Origin of the sequence: Paraburkholderia sp. Clong3, from assembly GCF_050436485.1 — a bacterium.
In the GTDB taxonomy this organism is placed as follows: Bacteria; Pseudomonadota; Gammaproteobacteria; order Burkholderiales; family Burkholderiaceae; genus Paraburkholderia; species Paraburkholderia tuberum.
Genome location: NZ_JBNDMH010000003.1, coordinates 1,173,260 through 1,196,402, shown reverse-complemented (window position 1 = coordinate 1,196,402; position 23,143 = coordinate 1,173,260). Strand labels below are relative to the sequence as shown.

General features: G+C 66.8%; 16 protein-coding genes. 12 read left to right on the top strand and 4 right to left on the bottom strand.

Going from position 1 to position 23,143, the window contains the following annotated elements; all coding sequences use genetic code 11:
- Positions 1-845: 845 nt before the first annotated feature.
- The 10 genes from bcsD (at position 846) to OKW30_RS28780 (ending at position 18,160) form a co-directional block, all read left to right on the top strand.
- Positions 846-1,301, top strand: a complete 456-nt coding sequence (gene bcsD / locus OKW30_RS28825; RefSeq protein ID WP_090806351.1) for a cellulose biosynthesis protein BcsD — start codon at positions 846-848, stop codon at positions 1,299-1,301.
- A gap of 147 nt (positions 1,302-1,448) precedes the next feature.
- Positions 1,449-2,219 (top strand): cellulose biosynthesis protein BcsP, encoded by a 771-nt coding sequence (gene bcsP / locus OKW30_RS28820; protein WP_429348274.1) that lies wholly within the window; start codon positions 1,449-1,451, stop codon positions 2,217-2,219.
- Complete coding sequence (gene bcsQ, locus OKW30_RS28815) at positions 2,216-3,004, top strand: cellulose biosynthesis protein BcsQ (RefSeq protein WP_429348273.1); 789 nt, start codon at positions 2,216-2,218, stop codon at positions 3,002-3,004. Before bcsP ends, bcsQ begins: the two co-directional genes overlap by 4 nt.
- Complete coding sequence (bcsA, locus tag OKW30_RS28810) at positions 3,001-5,208, top strand: UDP-forming cellulose synthase catalytic subunit (protein WP_187629126.1); 2,208 nt, start codon at positions 3,001-3,003, stop codon at positions 5,206-5,208. Before bcsQ ends, bcsA begins: the two co-directional genes overlap by 4 nt.
- Positions 5,209-5,211: 3 nt before the next feature.
- Complete coding sequence (gene bcsB, locus OKW30_RS28805) at positions 5,212-7,776, top strand: cellulose biosynthesis cyclic di-GMP-binding regulatory protein BcsB (RefSeq protein WP_429348272.1); 2,565 nt, start codon at positions 5,212-5,214, stop codon at positions 7,774-7,776.
- Positions 7,777-8,081: 305 nt separating this feature from the next.
- Positions 8,082-9,269 carry a cellulose synthase complex periplasmic endoglucanase BcsZ gene (gene bcsZ, locus OKW30_RS28800; protein ID WP_429349185.1) on the top strand — a complete coding sequence of 396 codons (1,188 nt, stop codon included), beginning with the start codon at positions 8,082-8,084 and terminating at the stop codon, positions 9,267-9,269.
- A complete protein-coding gene (locus OKW30_RS28795) occupies positions 9,260-13,972 on the top strand; it encodes a cellulose synthase subunit BcsC-related outer membrane protein (RefSeq protein ID WP_429348271.1) in 4,713 nt (1,570 codons plus the stop codon). Before bcsZ ends, OKW30_RS28795 begins: the two co-directional genes overlap by 10 nt.
- Before the next feature lie 573 nt (positions 13,973-14,545).
- Positions 14,546-17,206 carry a response regulator gene (locus tag OKW30_RS28790; protein ID WP_429348270.1) on the top strand — a complete coding sequence of 887 codons (2,661 nt, stop codon included), beginning with the start codon at positions 14,546-14,548 and terminating at the stop codon, positions 17,204-17,206.
- Between the two features lie 205 nt (positions 17,207-17,411).
- Positions 17,412-17,738, top strand: coding sequence for a transposase (locus OKW30_RS28785; protein ID WP_429348269.1), 327 nt, complete (start codon positions 17,412-17,414; stop codon positions 17,736-17,738).
- A 155-nt stretch (positions 17,739-17,893) separates the two neighbouring features.
- Positions 17,894-18,160: a hypothetical protein gene (locus OKW30_RS28780; protein ID WP_184036397.1), complete on the top strand. Its 267-nt coding sequence runs from the start codon at positions 17,894-17,896 to the stop codon at positions 18,158-18,160.
- A gap of 28 nt (positions 18,161-18,188) precedes the next feature.
- On the opposite strand, the gene OKW30_RS28775 is transcribed toward OKW30_RS28780, so the two are convergent.
- The 3 genes from OKW30_RS28775 to OKW30_RS28765 are packed head-to-tail and all read right to left on the bottom strand — an operon-like array spanning position 18,189 to position 20,593.
- Positions 18,189-19,562, bottom strand: a complete 1,374-nt coding sequence (locus tag OKW30_RS28775) for an ATP-binding protein (protein ID WP_429290948.1) — start codon at positions 19,560-19,562, stop codon at positions 18,189-18,191.
- Positions 19,559-20,272, bottom strand: coding sequence for a response regulator (locus tag OKW30_RS28770; protein ID WP_429348268.1), 714 nt, complete (start codon positions 20,270-20,272; stop codon positions 19,559-19,561). The genes OKW30_RS28775 and OKW30_RS28770 overlap by 4 nt, the downstream gene beginning before the upstream one ends.
- A gap of 27 nt (positions 20,273-20,299) precedes the next feature.
- On the bottom strand, positions 20,300-20,593 hold the full coding sequence (locus OKW30_RS28765) for an EF-hand domain-containing protein (RefSeq protein ID WP_184065271.1): 294 nt from the start codon (positions 20,591-20,593) through the stop codon (positions 20,300-20,302).
- Between the two features lie 247 nt (positions 20,594-20,840).
- On the opposite strand from OKW30_RS28765, the gene OKW30_RS28760 reads away from it, so the two are divergent.
- Positions 20,841-21,131 carry a hypothetical protein gene (locus OKW30_RS28760; RefSeq protein ID WP_184071517.1) on the top strand — a complete coding sequence of 97 codons (291 nt, stop codon included), beginning with the start codon at positions 20,841-20,843 and terminating at the stop codon, positions 21,129-21,131.
- A 317-nt stretch (positions 21,132-21,448) separates the two neighbouring features.
- Positions 21,449-21,727, top strand: a complete 279-nt coding sequence (locus tag OKW30_RS28755) for a hypothetical protein (protein ID WP_184065276.1) — start codon at positions 21,449-21,451, stop codon at positions 21,725-21,727.
- Here the strand turns inward: OKW30_RS28755 and OKW30_RS28750 are convergent.
- A complete protein-coding gene (locus OKW30_RS28750) occupies positions 21,716-22,966 on the bottom strand; it encodes an arsenic transporter (RefSeq protein ID WP_429348267.1) in 1,251 nt (416 codons plus the stop codon). The genes OKW30_RS28755 and OKW30_RS28750 overlap by 12 nt on opposite strands.
- Positions 22,967-23,143 lie beyond the last annotated feature (177 nt).

The following is a 23,143-nucleotide window of genomic DNA, read 5'->3' as shown; positions in this document are numbered from 1 at the left end:
GGCCGGGCCGCGCTACGCCGCCATCACCCGATCGCGCCCCGCGGCTTTCGCCGCGTACAACGCACGGTCGGCGCGCGCCATCATCTGCGCGAGCCGTACATGGCGCCGCGCATCGTGTGGCCGAGGCACAGCAGCAGCGCCGCTGTCGCGAGAAAGTAGAAGCTGTAGCGCGGCCGGTTGGCCGAGTTCCGGTCAGCATCAGCAGCCCGAGCACCTCATAGAGGCTCGCGTGATGGGCGGACACCAGCGCGACGCGCGCATTGAAGTTCGGCGCGACGAAGGTCCAGTAGACCATGCCGACCAGCACGAACAGCAGCCCCACATAAGCGGGCCACGGCCGCGAGCGCGTTGGCGGCGATCCAGTAGTTGACACCGCACGGCCATCGCCATTGCGTCCGCCAGGAATCGTGACCAGCAGAATAGTGAGTGGATTGAGCATTGCAAATTATTGGAATCGAACGCCGCGCCGATCTTTCGCGCGACTCACCATCCGCCGAATGCATGATTAAAAGACTCAAGCTCAAAACAGGTCGGATTGCCGGCTAATACACCTATGGTTCCGCAAGCCTTTTCGCGCGCCAGGCGAAGATTAACCTTTCGATTTCTTTTAAGCAGCAAAAATTACGCAATTCATGTGTATCGAGTGCGCCTTTATTAACATATAAGCCGAGCAATGGAAAGTGGCTAAAAGCCTGTGTCTTAAGTAGACTTCTCATGATGTGTGCCGGGCACCCTAGACAACCCGGCAGAAATGACGTAATCGGCGCCCGATTGCCGAACGACTCCGATGCTCAATGGCTGTCACGTTCGCAATGCGCAACGGGCCGCGACCACTTCCGGAAAACATGGTCCCAATCCTCAACTATCTGCTCGAACGCCAAATCTCGCCGCAATGGCGCGGCATGCTGAGCGCGCTGGCGAGCGAGTTCGAAGCGCAAATCGGACACGACGAGCTGCGCCAGCTGATGCATCGCGTAGGCAGCCGTTTCGCGCTCGCGTATCCGCTGCCCGCCTGCGCATCGACGGCCGAGCTCGAGCAGGTGTTGAATTCTTACTGGCATCAGATGGATTGGGGTTACGTCGCGCTCGCCGATGAGGCGGAGTCGCTGCGCATCATTCACTATTGCGCGCCGCTGCCCGCCTTCGGCGAATCGGCGCTCGCCTGGACGCCGGCATTTCTCGAGGGCGCCTATCAGACGTGGTTGAGCGCGTTGGGCGCGCAGGGTTTGTCGGTCGTGCAGACGAGCGCGTTCGGCGAGGACAGCTCGCTCGAATTCCGCCTCGGCCGTCACCCCGCATGAGCACCAGCGGGCGCTGCACGCGCACGTGCGAACGAGCGTGCGACGGCGATACAGCCGCCATGCAGAATCAAGGAAGGCAGTTCAAATAAACAGCACCCCGAGCAGTCGGTTTGGGGCCATGCACGGTATGTAACAGACGACGGCATCATGAGTTCATCGAGCGACATCGAAAAACTGTTCGAGCAATTTGGCGGCGACGCCAACGCGTACCAGGAGATCGGCCGCGAGAACGACGCGCGCACCGCGCGCACTCGTTGGCCGCTGCTCGTGACGCTCGATCTGACGCAACCGGCCATTCCGGCAATCGGCCAGCTTCGCGACGCAAAACCACAGCCGCCGATAAGCGTGGCGCCACGGGCCGCCGTCCACGAGGACACGACACCGAAGGACATGGCATCCGTGACGCGCGCGAAGGCACCGCTGTTCACGCGCCCGCACCGGCGTGACATTCCACCGGTACCTGTGGCCGCAGCCCAGCCCGCGGCGCCGAGCGGCGCGTCACGCTTTCGCACGGCCGACGAACTCGACGAGGCGGCCGCGCAAACGATTGCGCCTGTCGCGCCAGGCAGGACACGCCCCGCCGCGCCCGCCGCGCCCGCCGCGCCCGCTTATGGCAGCGCGAGCACGGCACCGGCATCGTCGATGCCACAGCCACCAGCGCCGCAACCGACCTATACGGCCCAACCCGCGCAACCGGCCCAACCGCCGTCGATCCTCGGCAAGATGTTTGCAGCGCAAACCCCGAGCGCGCCGCCGCAAGCGGCCGCGCCCGCGCCCCAGCCCGCGCCCCAGCCCGCGTCGCTGAACTCGGTGTTCGACCGTCTGCGCGGCACGTCCGCCCAAGGCGCGCAAGCACCCGCCGGCACCGCGCGCGGCGGCTTCGCCTCGTGGCTCACCGACGGTCCGCGTCGCTCATGAAAGTCATTGCCGTGGTGTCCGCCAAAGGGGGCGTCGGCAAGACCACCCTCGCCGCCAATCTCGCCTCCGTGCTCGCCAACAGCGGCCGGCGTGTGATTGCACTCGATCTCGATCCGCAGAACGCCCTGCGGCTGCACTTCGGCGTGCCGCTCGACAGCATCGACGGCCTGTCGCGCGCGACTCTCTCGGGCAACCCGTGGCAAACGGTGATGTTCGACGGTATCGACGGCGTGACCGTGCTGCCGTACGGCGCGCTGCTGGAGGACGACCGCCGCCGCCTCGAGGCGCATATCGACCAGCACCCGCAATGGCTCGCGCAGACGCTGCAGCACCTGCGGCTCGATGCGTCCGACATCGTGATCGTCGATACGCCGCCCGGCTCGTCGACCTACGTGCGAACCGCGCTGAGCGCGGCCACCTTCGCGTTGAACATCGTGCTCGCCGACGCCGCGTCGTACGCGGCGATCCCGCAGATGGAGCGGCTGATCGAAACCTATGCGGCGCCGCGCGCGGACTTCGGCGGCGTCGGCTACGTGATCAACCAGATCGACCAATCCCGCCAGTTGACCAAGGACGTGCTGAAGGTGCTGCGTCAGATGCTCGCCGGCAAGGTGTTCCCCGGCGTGATCCATCTCGACGAAGGCGTCAGCGAAGCGCTCGCCTGCGACACCACACTGATCCATTACGATCCGCTGAGCCAGGCCGCCGCCGATTTCCGCGCATGCGCCGCCTGGCTCATGGCGGCGCTCGACGCGATCGCCGCCCGGCCAAGGAACGTCGCATGAGCAGTCCAGCCTCCTCGCGCGAGCCCGAGGGCGGCGAGCCGTCGCGGTTCCAACGCTTCATCGACGCAAGCTTCTGGAACAGCCGCATCGTCACCGGGCTCGTCACGATGCTCGCGCTGTACATGCTGTACTTCGTGTTCACGGTGCCGCTCGAGTTCTATCAGCAGCTGACCTTCGCGACCCTGTGCTTCGTGCTCGCGCTGCTGTTTCGCCGTCGGCCCGGCCGCTACGCGACGATGGTGATGATCATGCTGTCGATCGTCGCATCGGGCCGCTACATGTACTGGCGGCTGACCGAAACGACGTACTGGGAGCATCCGCTCGACGCCACCTGGGGTCTGCTGCTCGTGTCCGCCGAGCTCTACGCGACGATCGTGCTGATGCTCGGCTACTTCCAGACCGCGTGGCCGCTCAAGCGCAAGCCAATGCCGCTGCCCGCCAATCGCGACGAATGGCCGACCGTCGACGTGTTCATCCCGACCTACAACGAGCCGCTCGCCGTCGTGAAGCCGACCGTCTACGCGGCGCTCGCGCTCGACTACCCGGCCGACAAGATGTCGATCCACGTGCTCGACGACGGCCGCCGCGCCGAGTTCAAGGCGTTCTGCGAGGAAGTCGGCGTGAACTGGACGATCCGCACGCACAATCGCCACGCGAAGGCCGGCAACATCAACGAGGCGCTGAAGATCACGAGCGGCGAGTACCTCGCGATCTTCGACTGCGATCACATCCCGACCCGCTCGTTCCTGCAGATCGGCCTCGGCTGGTTCCTGCGCGACAAGCTGCTGTCGATGCTGCAAACGCCGCACCACTTCTTCTCCGCCGACCCGTTCGAGCGCAACCTCGGCACTTTCCGCAAGGTGCCGAACGAAGGCGAGCTGTTCTACGGCCTCGTGCAGGACGGCAACGATCTGTGGAACGCGACGTTCTTCTGCGGCTCGTGCGCGCTGCTGCGCCGGAGCATGGTCGACGAGATCGGCGGCATCGCGGTGGAGACCGTCACCGAGGACGCACACACCGCGCTGAAGCTGCACCGCCTCGGCTACACCACCGCGTATCTGGCGATTCCGCAGGCCGCCGGCCTCGCGACCGAAAGCCTGTCGGGCCACATCGGCCAGCGCATCCGCTGGGCGCGCGGCATGACGCAGATCTTCCGCATCGACAATCCGCTCACCGGCAAGGGGCTGAAGATCGGCCAGCGGCTGTGTTACCTGAACGCGATGATGCACTTCTTCTACGGCGTGCCGCGTCTCGTGTTCCTGACCGCGCCGCTGTCGTATCTGTTCTTCGGCGCGCATGTGATCGAGGCGGCGGCCAGCACGATCGCGATCTACGCGCTGCCGCACATGATGCACGCGAGCATCACGAACTCGCGGATGCAGCGCCTGTTCCGCCATTCGTTCTGGGCCGAGGTGTACGAGTCGGTGCTGGCGTCGTACATCACCGCGCCGACGCTGCTCGCGCTGATCAACCCGAAGCTCGGCAAGTTCAACGTGACGGCCAAGGGCGGCGTGATCGAGAAGAGCTACTTCGACTGGTCGATCTCGCGGCCGTATCTGTTCCTGCTGCTGCTGAACCTGCTCGGCTTCCTCGCGGGTCTGGTGCACATCTACATGAACTGGCACGTGCGCAGCATCGTCGAGACCACACTGCTCAATCTCGCGTGGACCAGCTACAACATGCTGATCCTCGGCGCGAGCGTGGCCGCCGCGAGCGAGCGCCGCCAGATCCGCGCGGTGCCGCGCGTCGCGATGAAGATGCCGGTGATGCTGAAGTTCTCGACCGGCCGCACGCTCGCGTGCGAAACGATCGACTACTCGGAAGGCGGCGTCGGCGTCGCGCTGCCCAGCACCATCGAAGTGCCGATGCAGGAGCGCGTGACCGTGTCGCTGTTCCGCGGCGACGAAGAGTACGCGTTCCCCGCCACCGTCAGTTTTACCGAGCCGGGCCGCGTGGGGCTGCGCTTTTCGTCGATGTCGCACGAACAGGAGTACGAGTTCGTCAAAACCACCTTCGCCCGCGCGGACGCGTGGACCGGCTGGGCCGAGGGACGCGAGACGGACACACCGCTGCGCGGTCTGTCGCACGTGCTGAAGGTCGGCGTGCGCGGCATCGCGGGGCTGTTCGAACATCTGTACGACGACTTGCGCAGTTCGATCAAAAGCCGTCCCGCGGACGTCAAGAAGCTAAAAACGAAAGACTGATCTATGGGCTACCGGATGGCCAAGGACAATATCGAACGCCCGGCACACGGGCGCAACAGCACTGGACCCCAATCGCGCCTGTTTGCTTGTCACGGCTTGCGACACTCGCGGCGAATCATGCGCGGCGTCGCCTGCTGGCTCGCGCTGCAGACCGCGCTGGCGTCGTTCGTGCCGCTCGCTGAAGCGGCCACCCCTGCCGCCGCCGCGGCCAAACCGGCGTCGGACGCGGCGGCACCCGCCGGCGCGCCGCAAACCCCGCAAGTCGCGACCGGTGTCGGCAACGTGCCCGCGCCGAGCGCGGCGGTGCCGTTCGATCCGAACGCGATCGCCCAGGGCCAGCTCGCCACGCCGACGCCCGCGCTCGCGGCGGCGTCGGTGAAGGCGCTCGGCATGCGCACGCCGGCCACCGCCGAGCCCGGCACGCTGGTGCCCGGAGGCCGCCGCCAGACGCTGACGTTCGCCGACTTCGGCGCGCTCGACCCGCTGCAATTGCGCGGCGTCGACGGACAGAACGGCATCGCGTTCTCGGTGCGCGGCGACGAGGTCGTGACCGGCGCGACGCTGCATCTGATCTACAGCTATTCGCCCGCGCTGTTGGCGAACCTGTCGCAGCTGAAGGTGCTGGTCAACGGCGAAGTCGCGGCGACCCTGCCGCTGCCGCACGAGCAGGCCGGCATGCTGGTCGCGCGCGAGATCACGATCGATCCGCGCTTCATCACCGACTTCAACCACCTGAACCTGCAGCTGATCGGCCACTACACGACGGCCTGCGAAGACCCCGCGAACTCATCGCTGTGGGCGACGATCAGCAACGCGAGCTCGCTCGACCTGACCTACTCGTCGCTCGCGACGAAAGCGGAGCTGGCCGCGCTGCCGCAGCCGTTCTTCGACCGCCGCGACGTGCGCCGCCTCGAGCTGCCGTTCGTGCTCGCGCAGAAGCCGGGCAACGGCACGCTCGAAGCCGCCGGCATCGTCGCGTCGTGGTTCGGCTCGCTCGCCGGCTACCGCGGCGCGGTGTTTCCCACCCAGCTCGACAACGCGCCGCTGTCGGGCAACGCGGTCGTGTTCGCGACCAGCGACCAGCATCCGGCCGGCGTGACGATTCCCGAGATCACCGGGCCGACCATCGCGGTGGTCGAGCGCGACGCGAACGCGCGCGGCAAGCTGCTGCTCGTGCTCGGCCGCAACGAGGCCGAGCTGAAGACCGCCGCGAGGTCGCTCGGGATCGGCCATAGCGCGCTGTCCGGCGCGAGCGCCACGATCACGTCGCTGAACGAAATTACGCCGCGCGTGCCGTACGACGCGCCGAACTGGCTGCCGACCGACCGCGCGGTGCGCTTCGGCGAGCTAGCCGATCCGAAAGACCTGACCGTGTTCGGCTACGACGCCGACGCGGTGCGCATCAACATGCGGGTGCCGCCCGATCTGTTCATGTGGCACACGCGCGGCGTGCCGATCGATCTGCGCTACCGCTACACGGTGCGGCCGGCGCGCGACCGCTCGTCGCTGAACATCGGCGTGAACAACGGCTTCGTGCAGGCGCTGCCGATTCCGGCGCGCCCTGCGTCGGTGTTCGACCTGAGCCGCTACTTCAACCTCATCATGCCCGACGGCACCGCCGACGCGCGCCGCAACATCCGCATCCCGCCGCTGCTGATGACGCCGCGCACACAGCTGCGGCTGCACTTCTACTACGACATCCCGAACACCGGCGAATGCGCGGGCCGCCTGCTGCAGAACGTGGTCGGCGCGATCGATCCGAACTCGACGATCGACCTGTCGTCGTTCCCGCACTACATGGCGCTGCCCGATCTGGCCGCGTTCGCCAACAGCGGCTTTCCGTTCACGCGGATGGCGGACCTCTCCGAGACCGCCGTCGTGCTGCCGGACGACCCGGACGCGAGCGACTACAGCCTGTATCTGCTGACGATGGGCCGGATGGGCGAATCGACCGGCTATCCGGTCTCCGGCGTGACCGTCGCTCATGCGGCCGACGTCGACCGCCTCGCCGACAAGGACCTGCTGGTGTTCGGCGCGCCTGGCAAGCAGCCGCTGTTGCAGCGCTGGTCGAAGTCGATGCCGTTCTCCAGCGACGGCGCCGCGCACACGTTCCAGCTCACCGACCTGGTGTTCAAGCTGCGGGACTGGTGGCACGGCGAGCGCGGCGTCGAGCGCACGCCCGCGCGTGCCGATCTGACGATGGTCAGCTCGAACGGCGCGGCGCTGCTAACCGGCTTCGAGTCGCCGCTGCAGCGAGGCCGCAGCGCGGTTGCGCTGATCAGCGCGGCCGGCCCGTCGGATGCCGATCTGTCCGCCGCGCTGCTCGACGCCGACGTGCTGCCGAAGATTCAAGGCGCGATGGCCGTGATCCATGGCCGCGCCGTCACCATCACGTCGAACGGCACCGCATACTACGTGGGCCGTCTGTCGCCGCAGGAGTATCTGCGCTGGGCACTGTCGTCGCATCCGCTGCTGCTGTTGCTCGGCGGCGTGCTCGCCGCGCTGATCATCGCGGCCTTGTGCTACCGGACCCTTCGCGCGATCGCCGCGCGTCGACTGAAGGACTAGGGTCTGTTTACATATGGAACGCACGTGCGAATACCCGCTATCGGCCGCAGGGCAAGGAGTAAGGAGCGCTGCGTGGCCGCGCCACGTGAGCGACGCGCGACGCCGCCATGCGGCCGATAGCGGGCATTCCCCTGAAATGAAATCCAGGCAATGGGGTTGCCGCGAGAAGGGCCGCTCGCTGCGTCATGCTCCTTGCGAATACGTCGAGTATTCGCGGCGTCGCAGTCCTTGCGAGCGGCCCTTCTCGCGGCAACGCACGTGCGTTCCATATGTAAACAGACCCTAATGGAACGGCTATGACTCGTATGCGGTTTCGGATCGACAGAAGAACCACTTTTGCGCTGGCGCTCGGTATCGGCATGACGGCGTCGGCCAGTCTGGCGGGTTTGAGCGGCGCCGCTCAGGCCGCGCAGAACGGCGCTGCATGCGGCGACTGGGTCGCCTGGCAAAGCTTCGTGCAACGCTTCGTCCAGGCCGACGGCCGCGTGATCGATTACTCGACGCCGGCCCAGCAGACCACCTCGGAAGGCCAGTCCTACGCGCTCTTTTTCGCGCTGGTCGCCAACGACCGCGCGACCTTCGACAAGCTGCTCGGCTGGACCCGCGCGAATCTCGCGGGCAACCAGTTCGACGCCCAGAACCTGCGGCTGCCCGCATGGCAATGGGGCAAGAAGCCGGACGGCTCGTACGGCGTGCTCGATCCGAATTCGGCATCGGATTCCGACCTGTGGATCGCCTACGATCTGCTGCAGGCCGGCCGCCTGTGGCACAACCCCGCCTACACGCAACTGGGCCAGGCACTCGCCGAGCGCATCGCGCGCGACGAAGTCGCGAATCTATCTGGCCTCGGGCCGATGCTGCTGCCGGGGGCGCAGGGCTTCAGGAACGGCAACGTCACGCGTCTGAATCCGAGCTATCTGCCGCTGCCGGTGTTGCGCGCGCTCGCGCACGAGGTGCCGGACGGCCCGTGGGCCAAGCTCGCCGACAACGCTTACCAGTTCGTCAAAACCGTGTCGCCGCAAGGCTTCGCGCCTGACTGGGCGGCGTGGCAGAACGGTCGGTTCGTCGTCGATCCGAAGAACGGCGACGTCGGCAGCTACGATGCGATCCGCGTCTATCTGTGGGCCGGCCTCGCTTCGCCCGCCGATCCGCTCGCGAAGCCGTGGCTCGGCGCGCTCGGCGGCATGCGCGCGAAGGTCGCGCAGAACGGCTTCCCGCCGGAGAAGGTGTCGTCGACCAGCGGCGCGTCGAGCGGCGAAGGCCCGCTCAGCTATTGGGGCGCGCTCGCGCCATACTTCAAGACGCTGGGCGACGAGCACGGACTCGGCCTCGCGCGCACGCGGCTCGCCGCGCTCGACGCGAACGTTCCGGGCCGTGAACCGGTGTACTACGATCGTGTGTTGGGTCTGTTCGGCACGGGGTTCATCGATGGCCGCTATCGCTTCGATGAAGCCGGCGGTCTCGTGCCCGCCTGGAGGACCGCATGCGATTGAACGCCCTCGCCGGGTCGCTGCATATCGCGCTGCATATCGCGCTGTCCGTCGGCGCGGTCTTGTGCGCGGCCGCGGCCGCCCCCGATGCGCTCGCGCAGGCGAGCAAAGATCCGCTGACCGTGCTGATCGATCAGGGCAAGTACTGGCAGTCGCATCAGCGCGGCGACCTCGCCGAGCAGGCCTGGCAGAAGGTGCTCAGCATCGATCCGAAGCAGCCCGACGCCCTGTTCGGCATGGGCATGGTGCTGGCCGACCGCAAGGACGGCGCCGGCGCGCAGCAGTACCTCGCGCGGCTGAAGGCGGTCGCGCCGAATTATCCGAATCTCGATGAGCTCGGCCGCCGCCTTGGCGAAACGAGCCCGCGCGACCAGACCATCAGCGAGGCGCGACGGCTCGCGCAAGCCGGTCAGAGCGCGAGCGCGGCGCAGGAGTATCAGCGCGCGCTGGCCGGCAAGCCCGCCACGCCCCAGTTGCAGCTCGAGTATTACCAGGCGCTGTCGGCGACGCCGCAGGGCTGGGACGAAGCACGCCGCGGCCTCGAACAGCTCGCCCACGACAACCCCAACGACCCGCGTTTCGCACTCGCGTACGCGCAGCATCTGACCTATCGCGACGTCACGCGGCGCGACGGTATCGCGCGGCTGCAAAAGCTCGCCGGCGACACCTCGGTCGGTGCGGCGGCGAAAAAGAGCTGGCGCCAGGCGCTGCTGTGGCTCGACGCGCGGCCCTCGGACGCCGCGCTGTACGAGTCGTACTTCCAGACCGCCGGCGAAGATGCCGCCGTGAAGGCGCGCTTCGAATCGATGGTGCAGCAGGGCAGCGCGGCGCGCGCCCGCGCGCAGGAAAACGCCGCCGCCGACGCGCGCGGCCGCGTGATCGCCGACGGCTTCGCCGCGCTCGACCGCGACGACATCGTGAGCGCGCGCGCCAGGTTCTCGTCGGTACTCGCGAACAGTCCTAACGATACCGACGCGCTCGGCGGCATGGGCATCGCCGCGCTGAAGCAGGAGCGTTTCGCCGAGGCGCGCAACTACCTCGAGCGTGCCTCGCGCGGACCGAATCCGGCGCGCTGGAAAACCGCGCTCGACAGCGCGACCTACTGGACCTACACCAGCGAAGCGATTGGCGCGCGCAGCAATGGCGAGTTCGCGAAGGCGAAGGCACTGTTCGAGCGCGCGATCGCGCTGAATCCGTCCGACGTGACCGCCCAGGTGCAGCTCGGTGAAATGCTGCTCACGACCGGCGACCCGGCCGGCGCCGAGCAGGCATACCGGATGGCACTGCGCCGCCAGGCCGACAACCCGGACGCGATTCGCGGCCTCGTCGGTGCGCTCGCCGCGCAGGGCCGTGCCGACGAGGCGCTGCAGTTCGCCAATCAGCTGAACGCGCAGCAACAGGCGAAGGTCGGCGGCATCGACCGTTTGCGCGGCGACGCGCAGGCAGCGCAGGCGCGCGCGGCCGAAGCGCGCGGCGATCTCGGCAGCGCGCGCAGCCTGTTCGAAGACGCGCTGCTGAACAAGCCCGACGATCCGTGGCTGCGGCTCGACCTCGCGCGCATCTACGTGCGCCAGGGCGCGGTCGCGAATGCGCGCAGCATGATGGACGGTCTGCTCGCCACGCATCCGGACATGACCGATGCGCTGTACGCGAGCGCGCTGCTGTCGGCGGAAACGCAGGACTGGTCGACCGGTCTCGCGCAGCTCGACCGTATTGCGCCCGCGCAGCGCACCGATGCGATGACGACGTTGCAGCATCGGCTGTGGGTGCATCGGCAGGCCGACCTCGCGACGCGCATGGCGAAGAACGGCCAGACGCAGCAGGCCATCGCGACGTTGCGCGCCGCCGAGCCGGTGGCCGGCAACAACCCCGAGCTGATCGGCGTGATCGCCGGCGCGTACCAGCAGGCCGGCGATCCGACCCGCGCGCTCGCACTCGTGCGCGGCGCGATGAGCGCGGCGCCCGGCAACACCGATCTGATGCTGCAATACGCGAGCATTCTGTCCGCGGCCAACCAGCAGGCCGAGCTCGGCGCCGTGATGCGCCAGTTGCAAGGCATGCAACTGACGCCGCAGCAGCGCACTGACTTCAACAACCTGAATCTCGGCATCGTCATCCGACAAGCCGACGCGGTACGCCTGCGCGGCGATCTCGCGAGCGCCTACGACGTGATCGCGCCGTGGCTCGCCGCGATGCCCGACAACCCCGACCTGCAAGCCGCGCTCGGCCGCATGTATGCGAGCGCGGGGGACGACCGCAACGCGCTCACGAGCTTCCGTGTCGCGCTGCAGCGCCGCCCCGACGATCTGAATCTGCTGCAGGCGGCGATCTCTGCTGCGGCCGGCGCGAAGCAGTTCAGCTACGCCGAAACGCTCGCGAACCAGGCGCTCGCCCTCGCGCCCAACGACCCGGGCGTGCTCGCGACCGTGGGGCGCATGTATCGCGCCCAAGGCAAGCTGTCGCTCGCGTCGACCTATCTGCAACGCTCGCTGGTCGCGGCCAATACGCCGCTGGCGGCGAACGCGCCCCGCAACGCAGGCACCAACGTGCCGCGCGGCTGGGAAGCGGCGATGAGCCAGATCGGCGCGACGCCGCTGCCGGGCACCAATCCGTTCGAAGGCAAAACGGCGATCGTCCCTTCGGGCGTCGCCGACAATGCCGCGCGTCCCGCGCTTCCGTTCCTGAATACGCAGTCTTCCTCGCCGACGCAGACCGTGCCGAACTATCCGCCGCCCCTTCAGCCCGCGCCGTATGTCGCGCCCTATACAGCGCCCGCCGCGACGCCTTATAACGCGCCTGCCGCACAGCCCGCGCCGGTCGCCGCACCGTACGGAGCGCCCCGCTCCGCCGCCGAGGTCGGCGGCTACGGACAGGAATCCAACGGATCGAGCCAGTCGGGCGCGCCGTTGCAGCCTTATCCGGGGCAAGGTCAGGCGCCCGGGCAGCCGATGCCGCGGCAGCAGTACGACGCGGGCTATACGCAGCAGCAGCCCTATGCGCAGCAGCAAGCGTATCCGCAGCCACAGCCTTACCCGCAGCAGCAAGCGTATCCGCAGCAACCGGCGTACGGACAGCCGGCATACGGGCAGCAGCCCTACGGCGCGCAGGACGGCTATGCGGCCACACCGTGGCCTGTGTCGCCGGCCGCGCGCGAGGCGCAGGCCAACGCCGCGTCGACGACGGCGCTGCCGTACGGATCGACACGCACGAGCACGCAGAAGAGCGCCAAGAAGAGCACGGCGAAAACGAGCCAACCCGCGCCGGTCTACGCGCAGCCGCCGCCGTATCCGCAGCAGCAGGGCTACGCGCAGCCGTATCAGCCGTACCCGCCGCAACAGCCCTATCAACCGCAGCCTTACCCGAACCAGGGCTACTACGCGCAGCAGCCGTACATTCCGCAACCGCCGGCCGGCTACGCGCAACCGTACTACCCGCCCGGCAGCAACGCGCAGAACAACCCGCAGTCGAACGTCGCGAACGCGCAGACGCTCGGCGTCGCCGAGGAGCTTGCGCAGGTCAATCGCGAGCAGTCGAGCACCGTGTCGGGCGGCCTGATCTTCCGCAATCGAGTCGGCGAGGACGGACTGTCGTCGCTCACCGACATCGAGGCGCCGATTCAGGGGCGTATCAAGGCGGGCAACGGTCACGTGGTCGTGACCGCGACCCCGGTCACGCTCGACGCAGGCACCGCGTCGAACAGCACGTCGACGCTCGCGCGCTTCGGCGCGGGGCTTTCGACCGCGTCGTCGAAATCGGCGGCGCAGAACGGCACCAACAACTACGGCAGCCAGACCGCGAGCGGTGTGGGCCTGTCCGTCGGCTATGACAGTCGCAGCATCAGCGGCGATATCGGCGTGACGCCGATCGGCTTGCGCGAGACCAACATCGTCGGTGGCGCGCAATACAACGGCGGCGTCACCGACAAGGTCTCGTACTCGATCGCGGTCGCGCGACGCGCGGTGACGGACAGCCTGCTGTCGTACGCGGGCGCGCGCGATGCGGCCGCCGGCCTCGAATGGGGCGGCGTCACGTCGAACGGCGCGCTTGCCAGCCTCAGCTGGGACGACGGCACGAGCGGCCTGTACGTGAACGCGTCGTATCAGCACTACATGGGCACCAACGTGCCGGGCAACAACGCGATCAAGGGTGGCGGCGGTGTCTACACGCGTCTGCTGAAAGACGCCGACCAGACGCTGACGGTCGGCGTGAACACGACGATCATGGGCTACAACCGCAATCTGTCGTACTTCACTTATGGCCAGGGCGGCTACTTCAGTCCGCAGCAGTACGTGATCCTGAATCTGCCGGTCGAATGGTCGGGCCGCGCGGGCCTGTTTACATATGACGTGAAGGGGTCGATCGGCGTGCAGCATTATCGCGAGGATGCGTCGAACTACTTCCCGCTGAACGACGGCTCGACGCGGCAAGGCGACGCGGCCGCCGCCGCGCAATCCCTCGGCAACGGTCTGACCGCCGTCTACCCGGGTCAGAGCAAGACCGGCGTGTCGTATTCGATCAGCGGCGTCGGTGAATATCAGCTCGCGCCGCAGCTCGCGGTCGGGGCGACCGCGTCGCTCGGCAATGCCTATGAATATCGCGAGTGGCTCGCGGCCGTGTACGTGCGCTACAGCTTCAACAAGCAGACCGGCCTGCAGCCGTTCCCGCCGGTGCCGTTGACGTCGCAGTATCTGTCGCTGTCCAACTGACGGACGCACTCGTTGGGTGAGGTCGCGGCTTGCATTCGATGAATCGCAAGCCTCGTCGCCCCCGCCCTCACTTTCGTTCGCACTCCATTGCATAGCGCCGGCCATGCTCGAGATAGCCGGCCTCGTGGCTGCTCACGAGCTCGACGGCGGGTTTGGGGTGTGGATATCGTGTGATGTTTTCCTTCGCCATCGTACGGTGCGTTCCGTTGAAGTTCGAAGCTCGCGCAGGAATCGGGGACGACAGTACGATTCGCACCTGACCGTGGGCACGACCACGCCCTACGCGAAGGTATCGAGCCACGCCTGAAATGCGGGCGCTTCTTCCGCTTTCGCCGCGCAGCAAATGCGCCTCGCGGTAAATGTTGCCCGCGCATCGAACGAGGTGCCAAATTGGTACGGTTTCGGACACGGGTGCTTACCCGGCAAAACCCCGAATAGCGTCTGCGATGCATCAACGATAAGGCGTTGTGCCCTACAATATTTGGGGTTCGCGAGGCTGCGCAACGCGCGCGAACCCTCGAAGCTTCGGTCAAGAGCCAATCATTTTCGACGTGATTTCACGTGGAGCGCTGAATGCCTTTTCCGGCACAAGACTGCGGCTGCGCTGGCTGGCGCGGCGAGATGGCGCGACGCATCAGCGAATTCGACTGGCGCGCCACCACCCTCGGCGCGATCGAAAACTGGCAGCGCAGTCTGACCTCGACGGTCCAGATGATGCTCGCCTCGCCGGTGCCGCTCGTGCTGTTGTGGGGCGAGCCCGGCTACATGATCTACAACGACGCCTATGCGGTCTTCGCGGGCGGGCGGCATCCGTATCTGCTCGGCCGTCCGGTCGAAGACGGCTGGCCCGAAGTCGCCGATTTCAACCATCACGTGATGCTCACCTGCCTCGCGGGCGGCACGCTGTCATACCGCGACAAGGCGCTCATGCTGCTGCGCGACGGCAAGCCGGAAGACGTGTGGATGGATCTGTACTACAGCCCTGTCGCGGGCGACAGCGGCGCGCCGGCCGGTGTGCTCGCGATGGTCGTCGAGACCACCGGGCGCGTGCTGACCGAGCGGATGCGCCAGCAAGCCGAGACCGAATTGCACGAGACCAACGAACGCCTGCAGCTCGCTCTGAACACCGGCGCGGTGCTCGGCACCTGGGTGCTCGACGTGCGCACCGGCGAGGTCACGGGCGACGAACGCTTCGCGCGGACCTTTCTGTTTGCGCGCGACAAAGCGTCGAAGGGCGTCGCGCGCGATGCCATGACGCAGATGATCCACCCCGACGACCAGGCGCTCAACGACCGCCTGACCGCCGAAGCGATCCGCAGCGGCGAGCCGTTTCGCGCCGAGTACCGAATCCGGCGGCCTGACGGCGGCTATATGTGGGTACAGGCAAACGGCCGCTGCCAGTTCGATGAACACGGCGAACCGACGCGCTTTCCGGGCGTGCTGATCGACATTCACGAGCGCAAGATCGCCGAACAGCAGCTTCTTCAGTTGACCGAAACGCTCGAGCAGCGCGTCGCCGATTCGATCGCGGCGCGCGCGCTCGCCGAGGAACAGCTGCGCCAGGCGCAGAAGATGGAAGCGATCGGCAGCCTGACGGGCGGCGTCGCGCACGACTTCAACAACGTACTGCAGGTGATCAACGGCAATCTGCAGATGCTCGCGGCCGACGCCGACGACGACCCGGTCACGCAGCGGCGTCTATCCGCCGCGACCGATGCCGTCAAACGCGGCGCGAAGCTCGCCGCGCATCTGCTCGCGTTCGCGCGGCGTCAGCCGCTGTCGCCGACCGTGCTGAATCCGCGCCGCCTGCTGACCGGCATGAGCGAGATGCTGCATCGCGCGCTCGGCGAAACGGTGCGGATCGACACGGTGCTCAGCGACGATCTGTGGAACGTGCAGGTCGACCGCAACCAGCTCGAAAACGCGCTGCTCAATCTCGCGATCAATGCGCGCGACGCGATGCGCGCCGACGGCGTGCTGACCGTGCGCGCGACCAACCGCACGCTCGACGCCGCGTTCTGCCGCGGCAAGCCGGAGTTGTCGCCCGGCGAATACGTGGAGTTCTCGGTTGCCGACACCGGCTCGGGCATGCCGCCCGAAGTGCTGCAACGCGTGTTCGAGCCGTTCTTCACGACCAAACCCGACGGCCACGGCACCGGCCTTGGCCTGTCCATGGTGTTCGGCTTCGCGCGGCAAAGCGGCGGGCATGTGTCGATAGAAAGCGAAGTGGGATACGGCACCACGGTGTCGCTGTTCTTTCCGCGCTGCTGCGAGGCGGAGACGCCGGAGATCGTCGATGGCACCGCGGCATCGGTCGGGGGCGGCGAAACGATACTCGTCGTCGAGGACGATGCCGACGTGCGGCTGACCGCGGTCGAAATGCTCGCGCAGCTCGGCTACAAGGTGCTGACCGCGTCGAACGGGGACGCGGCGCTCGAATTCATCGACAGCGACGTGCCGATCGATCTGCTGTTCACCGACGTCGTGATACCCGGCAAGCTGAAGAGCGTCGAGCTCGCGCAACGCGCGGCCGCGCGCACGCCGCCGCTGCCTACGCTGTTCACGTCGGGCTATACGCGCGACGAAATCGTCCACCACGGCAAGCTCGACGCCGGTATCACGCTGCTGTCGAAGCCGTACCGGCGCGACGATCTTGCCCGTCTGGTGCGTAACGTTCTACGCGCGGGCGCCGCGCGCGCGGACCACGCGGCCGGGATGCGCGAAGCGCGTATCGCCGCATGCGTGCCGCCCGCCGCGTACGAAAGCGCCAACCCGTGCGCCACTGCGAAGGGCCCGCGGAAAGCGTCGAATAAAGAGCCGAAGAAAAAGCCGCACAAGCCGATCCAGCCGCGTGCGGCCCACGAAGCCGCGCGCGTGCTGTTCGTCGAGGACGACACCGAATCGCGCGAGGCGCTCGGCGAACTGCTCGGCGCGTTAGGCCTCGCTTGCACCGCGGTCGCGAGCGCGGAAGCAGCGTTGCCGCTCGCGAACACGCAGCGCTACGACGTACTGTTGACCGACCTCACGCTGCCCGGCATGTCCGGCCACGAACTCGCGCGCGCGGTGCGGCGAGTGCAGCCGGAGATACGCGTGCTGCTGGTGTCGGGCTACGGTCGCAGCGCGGAGATCGGGGCGGCGATTCCGGGTGCACGGCTACTCGGCAAGCCGCTCGATATCGCGCAGTTGCGACACGAGTTCGCGCAATGGCTCGACCACACCGAGGCGGCCTCCTAGGGCCGAAGAGATCAGCGTCAGCTCCTTCAACGTGGTCGCGGTAATCCCCGGCGCGTCGATGATGAAGGTCAGGAAAGCAACGCTAGCGTCATCGGACGCGAAGCAATCCACGGTTCAGCGGGCCAAACCCCGCGTAAATCCGGAATTAGAAGGAACCGCCCAAACCGTAAGATCGACATAAACCGGTCAGTCAGGTGTTCGCGGCATGCTAGATCTTCCTCTTTCCGATGACGCGTGGGCGCGCATCAGTCATCTGTTCAAGCAGGACCCGAAGAAACGTCTGGGCCGGCCCGCGCGTCCTCCGCGCGAGATCCTGGACGCGATTCTGTGGGTCGTCACGCGCAACGAGAAATGGCATCGGCTGCCCGGCACGTTTCCGCCGTCGCAGACGTGCTACATCAGGTGGCTGCAATGGCGCCGCACGGGCTTGATGAGCGCGATTCTCGACGAGCTCGGCCTGAGCGGTTGCGCGCTTGCATCGGCGTCTCGCACGGATTCGCCGCCTCCGGCGGGGTCGACTGCCGACGCCTGAAATCGCGGCCTGGAATGGCATATATTGTTGGTAAGGATGAGTACCGCAACGGCGCGGCCCCGATCTGCATCAGCCGCGCGGGTGCGGGTATGATGCCGGGCGCGGTGCCCTCCGCACCCGCTTCCGATGCCGCATTTTTTGCCACGAGAACCATCATGCCTGCCCAACACGACGAAGCACCCGGCGCTCACGACACGACGGACAAGCCGAAGCGCAAGACGCTGTCCATGTCCGTGCGCAATCTCCTGATGGTCGCCATTGGCGTCGTGATGTTCACGATCGTGTCGGGCGTCGTGCTGTACAACCCGATCATGTACGGCGACGAGATCCCGAACTTCGGCATCATCCTGATGCTGACCGTGCCGGTCATCGCGGGCGTTGCGTTTCGGGTCGGGCTCGACGCGTGGCTCGATCGCGAGTGAGCGGCAAGAACGCCACCGCCTCATCCCATCATGCCGCCTCGACCGGCAATACGACCCACACTTCGAGGCCGCCGCCGTCGCGCGGATGAAACTGCAGGCCGCCGCCGTGCAGCCGCGCGATCCGATCGACGATCGACAGCCCCAGCCCCGTGCCGCCGCTATGCGCACGCGCATTGCGGCCGCGCTGGAACGGCGCCTTCAGCTTCTCCAACTCCTCCGCCGTCAAACCTTTACCGCGATCGCCGACCGCAACCGTGACCGCGTCCTGCGTCGCCCACGTGCGCACCGCAAGCCCGCTGCCGCCGTAGACGATCGCGTTCTGCATCAGATTCATCAGCAGCCGCATCATGCTGATCGGCCGATATCGAACGGCCGGCAAGCTGCCCAGCGACAGGTCGAACTCGTGCCCGAGCCCCGCGAAGTCGCCCGCGAGCCGTTCGATCAGCGCATTCAGATCGCCGGGCTGCGCTTCCTCGCGCTCGCCGCTGCCCGCGTAATCCATGAACTGCTGCAGAATCGTCTCGATCTGATCGAGATACGATTCGGCGGCGATGACGAAACTGCTGTCGGCCCCCTGCGGCATCGCCATCGCCATCGACAGGCGCAGCTTCGTCAACGGCGTGCGGATGTCGTGCGAGATGCCCGCGAGCATCAACGCGCGCGTCGCTTCGGCGTCCTGTAACGCGCGCGTCATCTGATTGAAAGCGCTGCCCACGGCGGCGATTTCGGCGGGGCCGTCGGTGGGCAGCGGCGCGGGCAGGTCGCCGGCGCTGACGCGCCGCGCCGCTTGCGTGAGCTCGTGCAACGGTTCGTTCAGGTGCAGCTGGATCGCGTAGCCGGCGAGCGCGGCGAGCACGCCGAGACCCAACGACAGGAAGATCGCCGCTTCGAGGCCGCTGCCCTGCGCGTCCTCGGGAACCGGCAGCGCGATCCAGTATGGCGCGCTGGCCAACGAACCGGCCGCGTGGTCGGACCCGGCAGCCGGCGCATGCATGCGAATCCACAGCCGCTGCCCGCCCTCGGTCTGCCACCGCACGGGCATATCGGCGGGCAGATGCTTCTGCAAGCTGTCGACGAAAACGCCGTGCTGATAGGTGCTGTACACATGCAACAGATCGTGCGGCGGTGTGTCGGTCGCTTCGGGCGGCAACTGCTCGCGCGCGTCGAGACGCGCGGTCAGCGCCGCGCGCGAGGCGGGCGGAGTGGCCGCGAGCAGGTTGTCGAGCGTCGTCACGTAGGTCGCGAACACGGCCGCCGCGCGTTCGACGCGTGGCCGCTGCACGTAATGCAGCAGCACGACGATCGAGCAGATCTGGCTCAGCATCACGAGCGCGATCAACAGCGCGATATTGCGCGCGAGCAGCGTGCGCGGCAGCAGTGCGCGCGACAGTGAGCGCATCATGATTCGAGATCGGCGACGAGCATATAGCCGACGCCCCAGACGGTGCGAATGAAACGCGGCTTCGACGGATCGTCCTCGACGATCTGCCTCAGCCGCAGCACCTGTACGTCGATGCTGCGATCGAGCGCGTCATGGTCGCGCCCTCGCGCACGCGCGAGCAGGTTGTCGCGGCTCACCGCGCGATTCGGCGACGACGCGAGCGCGACCAGCAGCAGCATCTGCGCGGAATGAATCTCGAGCGGCTCGCCCGCGCGCGACAGCTCCTGCTTGCCGATGTCGAGCGTGAAGTCGCCGAAACGCACGCACTGCGACGTCAGCGTGAGGTCGCCCGCGGCCATCTTCTGGCGGCGCAGCAACGCATTGATTCGCGCCACCAGTTCGCGCGGCAGAAACGGTTTCGCGAGGTAGTCGTCGGCGCCGGTTTCGAGGCCGGTCACGCGATCGAGCGGATCGCCCTTCGCCGTCAACATCAGGATCGGCAAGGTCTGCCCTTGAGCGCGCAGCTTCGCGCAGATCTCGAGGCCGTCCTCTTCGCCGATCATCAGATCGAGTATCAGCAGGTCGAACGGCTCGCGCTCCAGGTAGCGATTCAGGCGCTTGCCGTCCTCGGCCGCGCGCACGTCGAAGCCATGACCGCGCAGAAAGCGCAGCAGCATGTTGCGCAATTCGGCTTCGTCGTCGAGCACGATGATCCTGGTGGGGCGTTCCATCCGAAAGCTCCTCGATAACCGAGCCGCTCAGTGTGCGGCCCCGCGTTCCTGCATGAATGCCTCGATCTGCGGGAGCGTGATGTAGCCGGCCTTCTGCGTGTCGATCTCGTCGAAATGACGCGCGAGCAGCGGCATGCCGGCCGCTGCCTGGTCGCGCGTCAGCTTGCCGTCGTGGGTGGTGTTCGCGCTTGAAAAACGCGTTTGCAACTGCTGCTCCATGCGCTCCATCCGCTGCTGGCTGATACCTTGCGGCGCGGCGGCCTGAGCGAACGCGACGGTGGACGCGCAGCACAGCAGCACGGTGGCGAGCAACTTCTTCATGACTGACTCCTTCGGTTGGAACATCGACCGTCGCCTGCCTGGGTGCCGCGAGCCGTTTCGATGACAGGCCGAATTGTTGGTCAGACGCCGCGCGATCGCAATTCGAGAATCATGTCGAATCATGTCACGGCGCCGGGTGCCGCTGCAGCGTGACATCGAATGAAATGAGTTCGCGGTTTCGTTTTGCGGGCCTGCTGCGTATCGTTCCGTCTGCCGTTCGTCGGCATTCACGTATCAGGAGTCCCAAATGACTATCCGTCTCGCCTGCGCCTCGACTTTCACCGCCATCGGTCTCGCCTGTTCTTCCGCTGCCTACGCGCGAGTCGTCGTGTATCTGCCCGCCGCCGTGGTCTACGCGCCGCCGCCGCGGCCGGTCTACTACCCGGTGCCGGTCAATCCCGTGTATGTATCGGCACCGCCTGTCGACGTGCCAGTGGCGGCCGCGACCATCGTCGCGGCGCCGCCCGCGCTCAACTATGCGGTGGTGCCCGCGCCGACGGTCAGCTATGCGCAACCGCTCGTGATCGCGCCGCGTTGAAAGCGCGCGCCGGGCCGTCGCGCTGGCGGTTTCGATCGCCCCGAGACCGGCCCACGCCGTTGACTCAGCATAGGACACGCGCCTCGCGGGCACGCCTGGTGAATTCCCGTTGTCCCGTTGAAAGGTGGAGTGCCGCGTAAAGCTTGCATGGAGTTTGCCGCTTCTTACCATCGCGCACGGCGCCAGGCGCGCGCTCGATGTGGCGCTCTGCGCCGGCACGGCTGATATTGACTACATCTAGGCGGGATGGAACGGACCTTGCGACCCCTGTCAGGTTCGCGCGCCCCTTATCCCACCTTCTTTCCTGGACCTTTGTGATGAGCTACCAAGATATCGACAAGGAAATCGCCCACCTCGAAGTCGTTTTCAACGCACTTTCTGGGCGCGACCGTTTTCCGCTGTCGTACTGGCATCGTCGGCTGCATGCGTTGAACCGTTCGTCGATGGTGCCCGCGCAACGCCAGCGCGTCGCCCACCTCGAAGCAAGGCTGCGCTCGGTCGGCGCGCGACTGGACCAGCTCGCCGGCGCGACGCGCGTCGGTTCCTGCACAAGCCCGCTGATGGCGGGCGGGTCCGGCATCCGTTCAGCCAGTTAATATCCGCGCCCCAAGCGCCAGCACGAGCGCGGGCACCATCACCAGCGCGCCGACTTTCAGAAACTTCATGAAGCTGACGTCTTCGCCTTCGCGGCGAATCGCGTTGAGCCACAGGATCGTCGCGAGCGAGCCGGTGATCGACAGGTTCGGCCCGAGGTCGACGCCGATCAACAGCGCGTCGATCACGCGCTCGGGGCTATGCGCCTGCATCACGGTCGAACTCGCGATCAAGCCGGCCGGCAGGTTGTTGATCAGATTGCTGAGGAACGCGACGCTCGCGCCGGCCCACCCGGCCGCTTCCATTTCGTTGTGTTCGGTCGCGCGGCGCAACGCACCCGCGAACATGTTGATGACACCGGTGTGATCGAGCATCTCGACCAGCACGAACAGCCCGGCGACGAGCGGCAACACGTTCCACGAAATTTCGCGCATCATCGGCAGCGGCGATCTGCGCTCCTTGATCAGCACGACGAGCGCGGTCAGCGTGCCGAGGATCGCGGTCGGCAGGCCGAGCTGGATGTCGTAGGCGGAGACCGTCAGCAGCGCGCCGGCCGTCACCGCGATGCCCGCGAGCGCGACGCGCCCGCTCGCCGACAGCTCGACCGCGTCGAGATTTGCCTCGCAGACGCCAGCGAGCGCCTCGCGTTGCGCCCAGCGCAGCATCACGAAGGTCGCGGCAATCGACAGCACCGACGGCAGCGTGAAGCGCAGCATCCACGGTCCCAGCGGCGGCGTGTGATTGCCGTACAGCACGATGTTGGCCGGATTCGAAATCGGCAGCACGAAGCTCGCCGCATTGGCGACGAACGCGCAGACGAACAGCAGCGGCAGCGGCGGTGTCTTCGCTTTCTTCGCCGCCGCGAACACGGCGGGCGTCAGCACGACGGCGGTGGCGTCGTTGGAAAGAAACGCGGTGATCACCACGCCGAACAGATACACGAGCACGAACAGCTTGCGCGGCGAACTGCGCGCATGATTGACAGCGAGCACCGCGACCCAGTCGAACAGCCCTTCGCGGCGGCCGACTTCGGATAGCAGCATCATGCCGAACAGGAACAGATAGACGTCGGTGCCCTTGCCGATCGCTTCGACCGCGAGATGCAAGGGCAATAGGCCGAGGGCGACGAGCAGCACCGCGCCGGCGACGGCCCACACGGCTTCGGGCCATTTGAACGGCCGTGTGATCACGCCGGCGGTAGCGAGCGCGGCAATACTCCAGGAAAGAAAAACGGAATTCACGGCTTAACGCCCGGATAATGGGTTATGTCCGTGGCTGCGCAAAGCGCGCAACCGTGTTGTTCGGGGCAACAAATTACCACAGCGATACCACGGCGAGCGCTCCATAGCAGTGTGCGTGCCTTCATGCGCGGACCTTTCTGCGCGCATACCTCTCGACACGATTAACATCACCGCGAC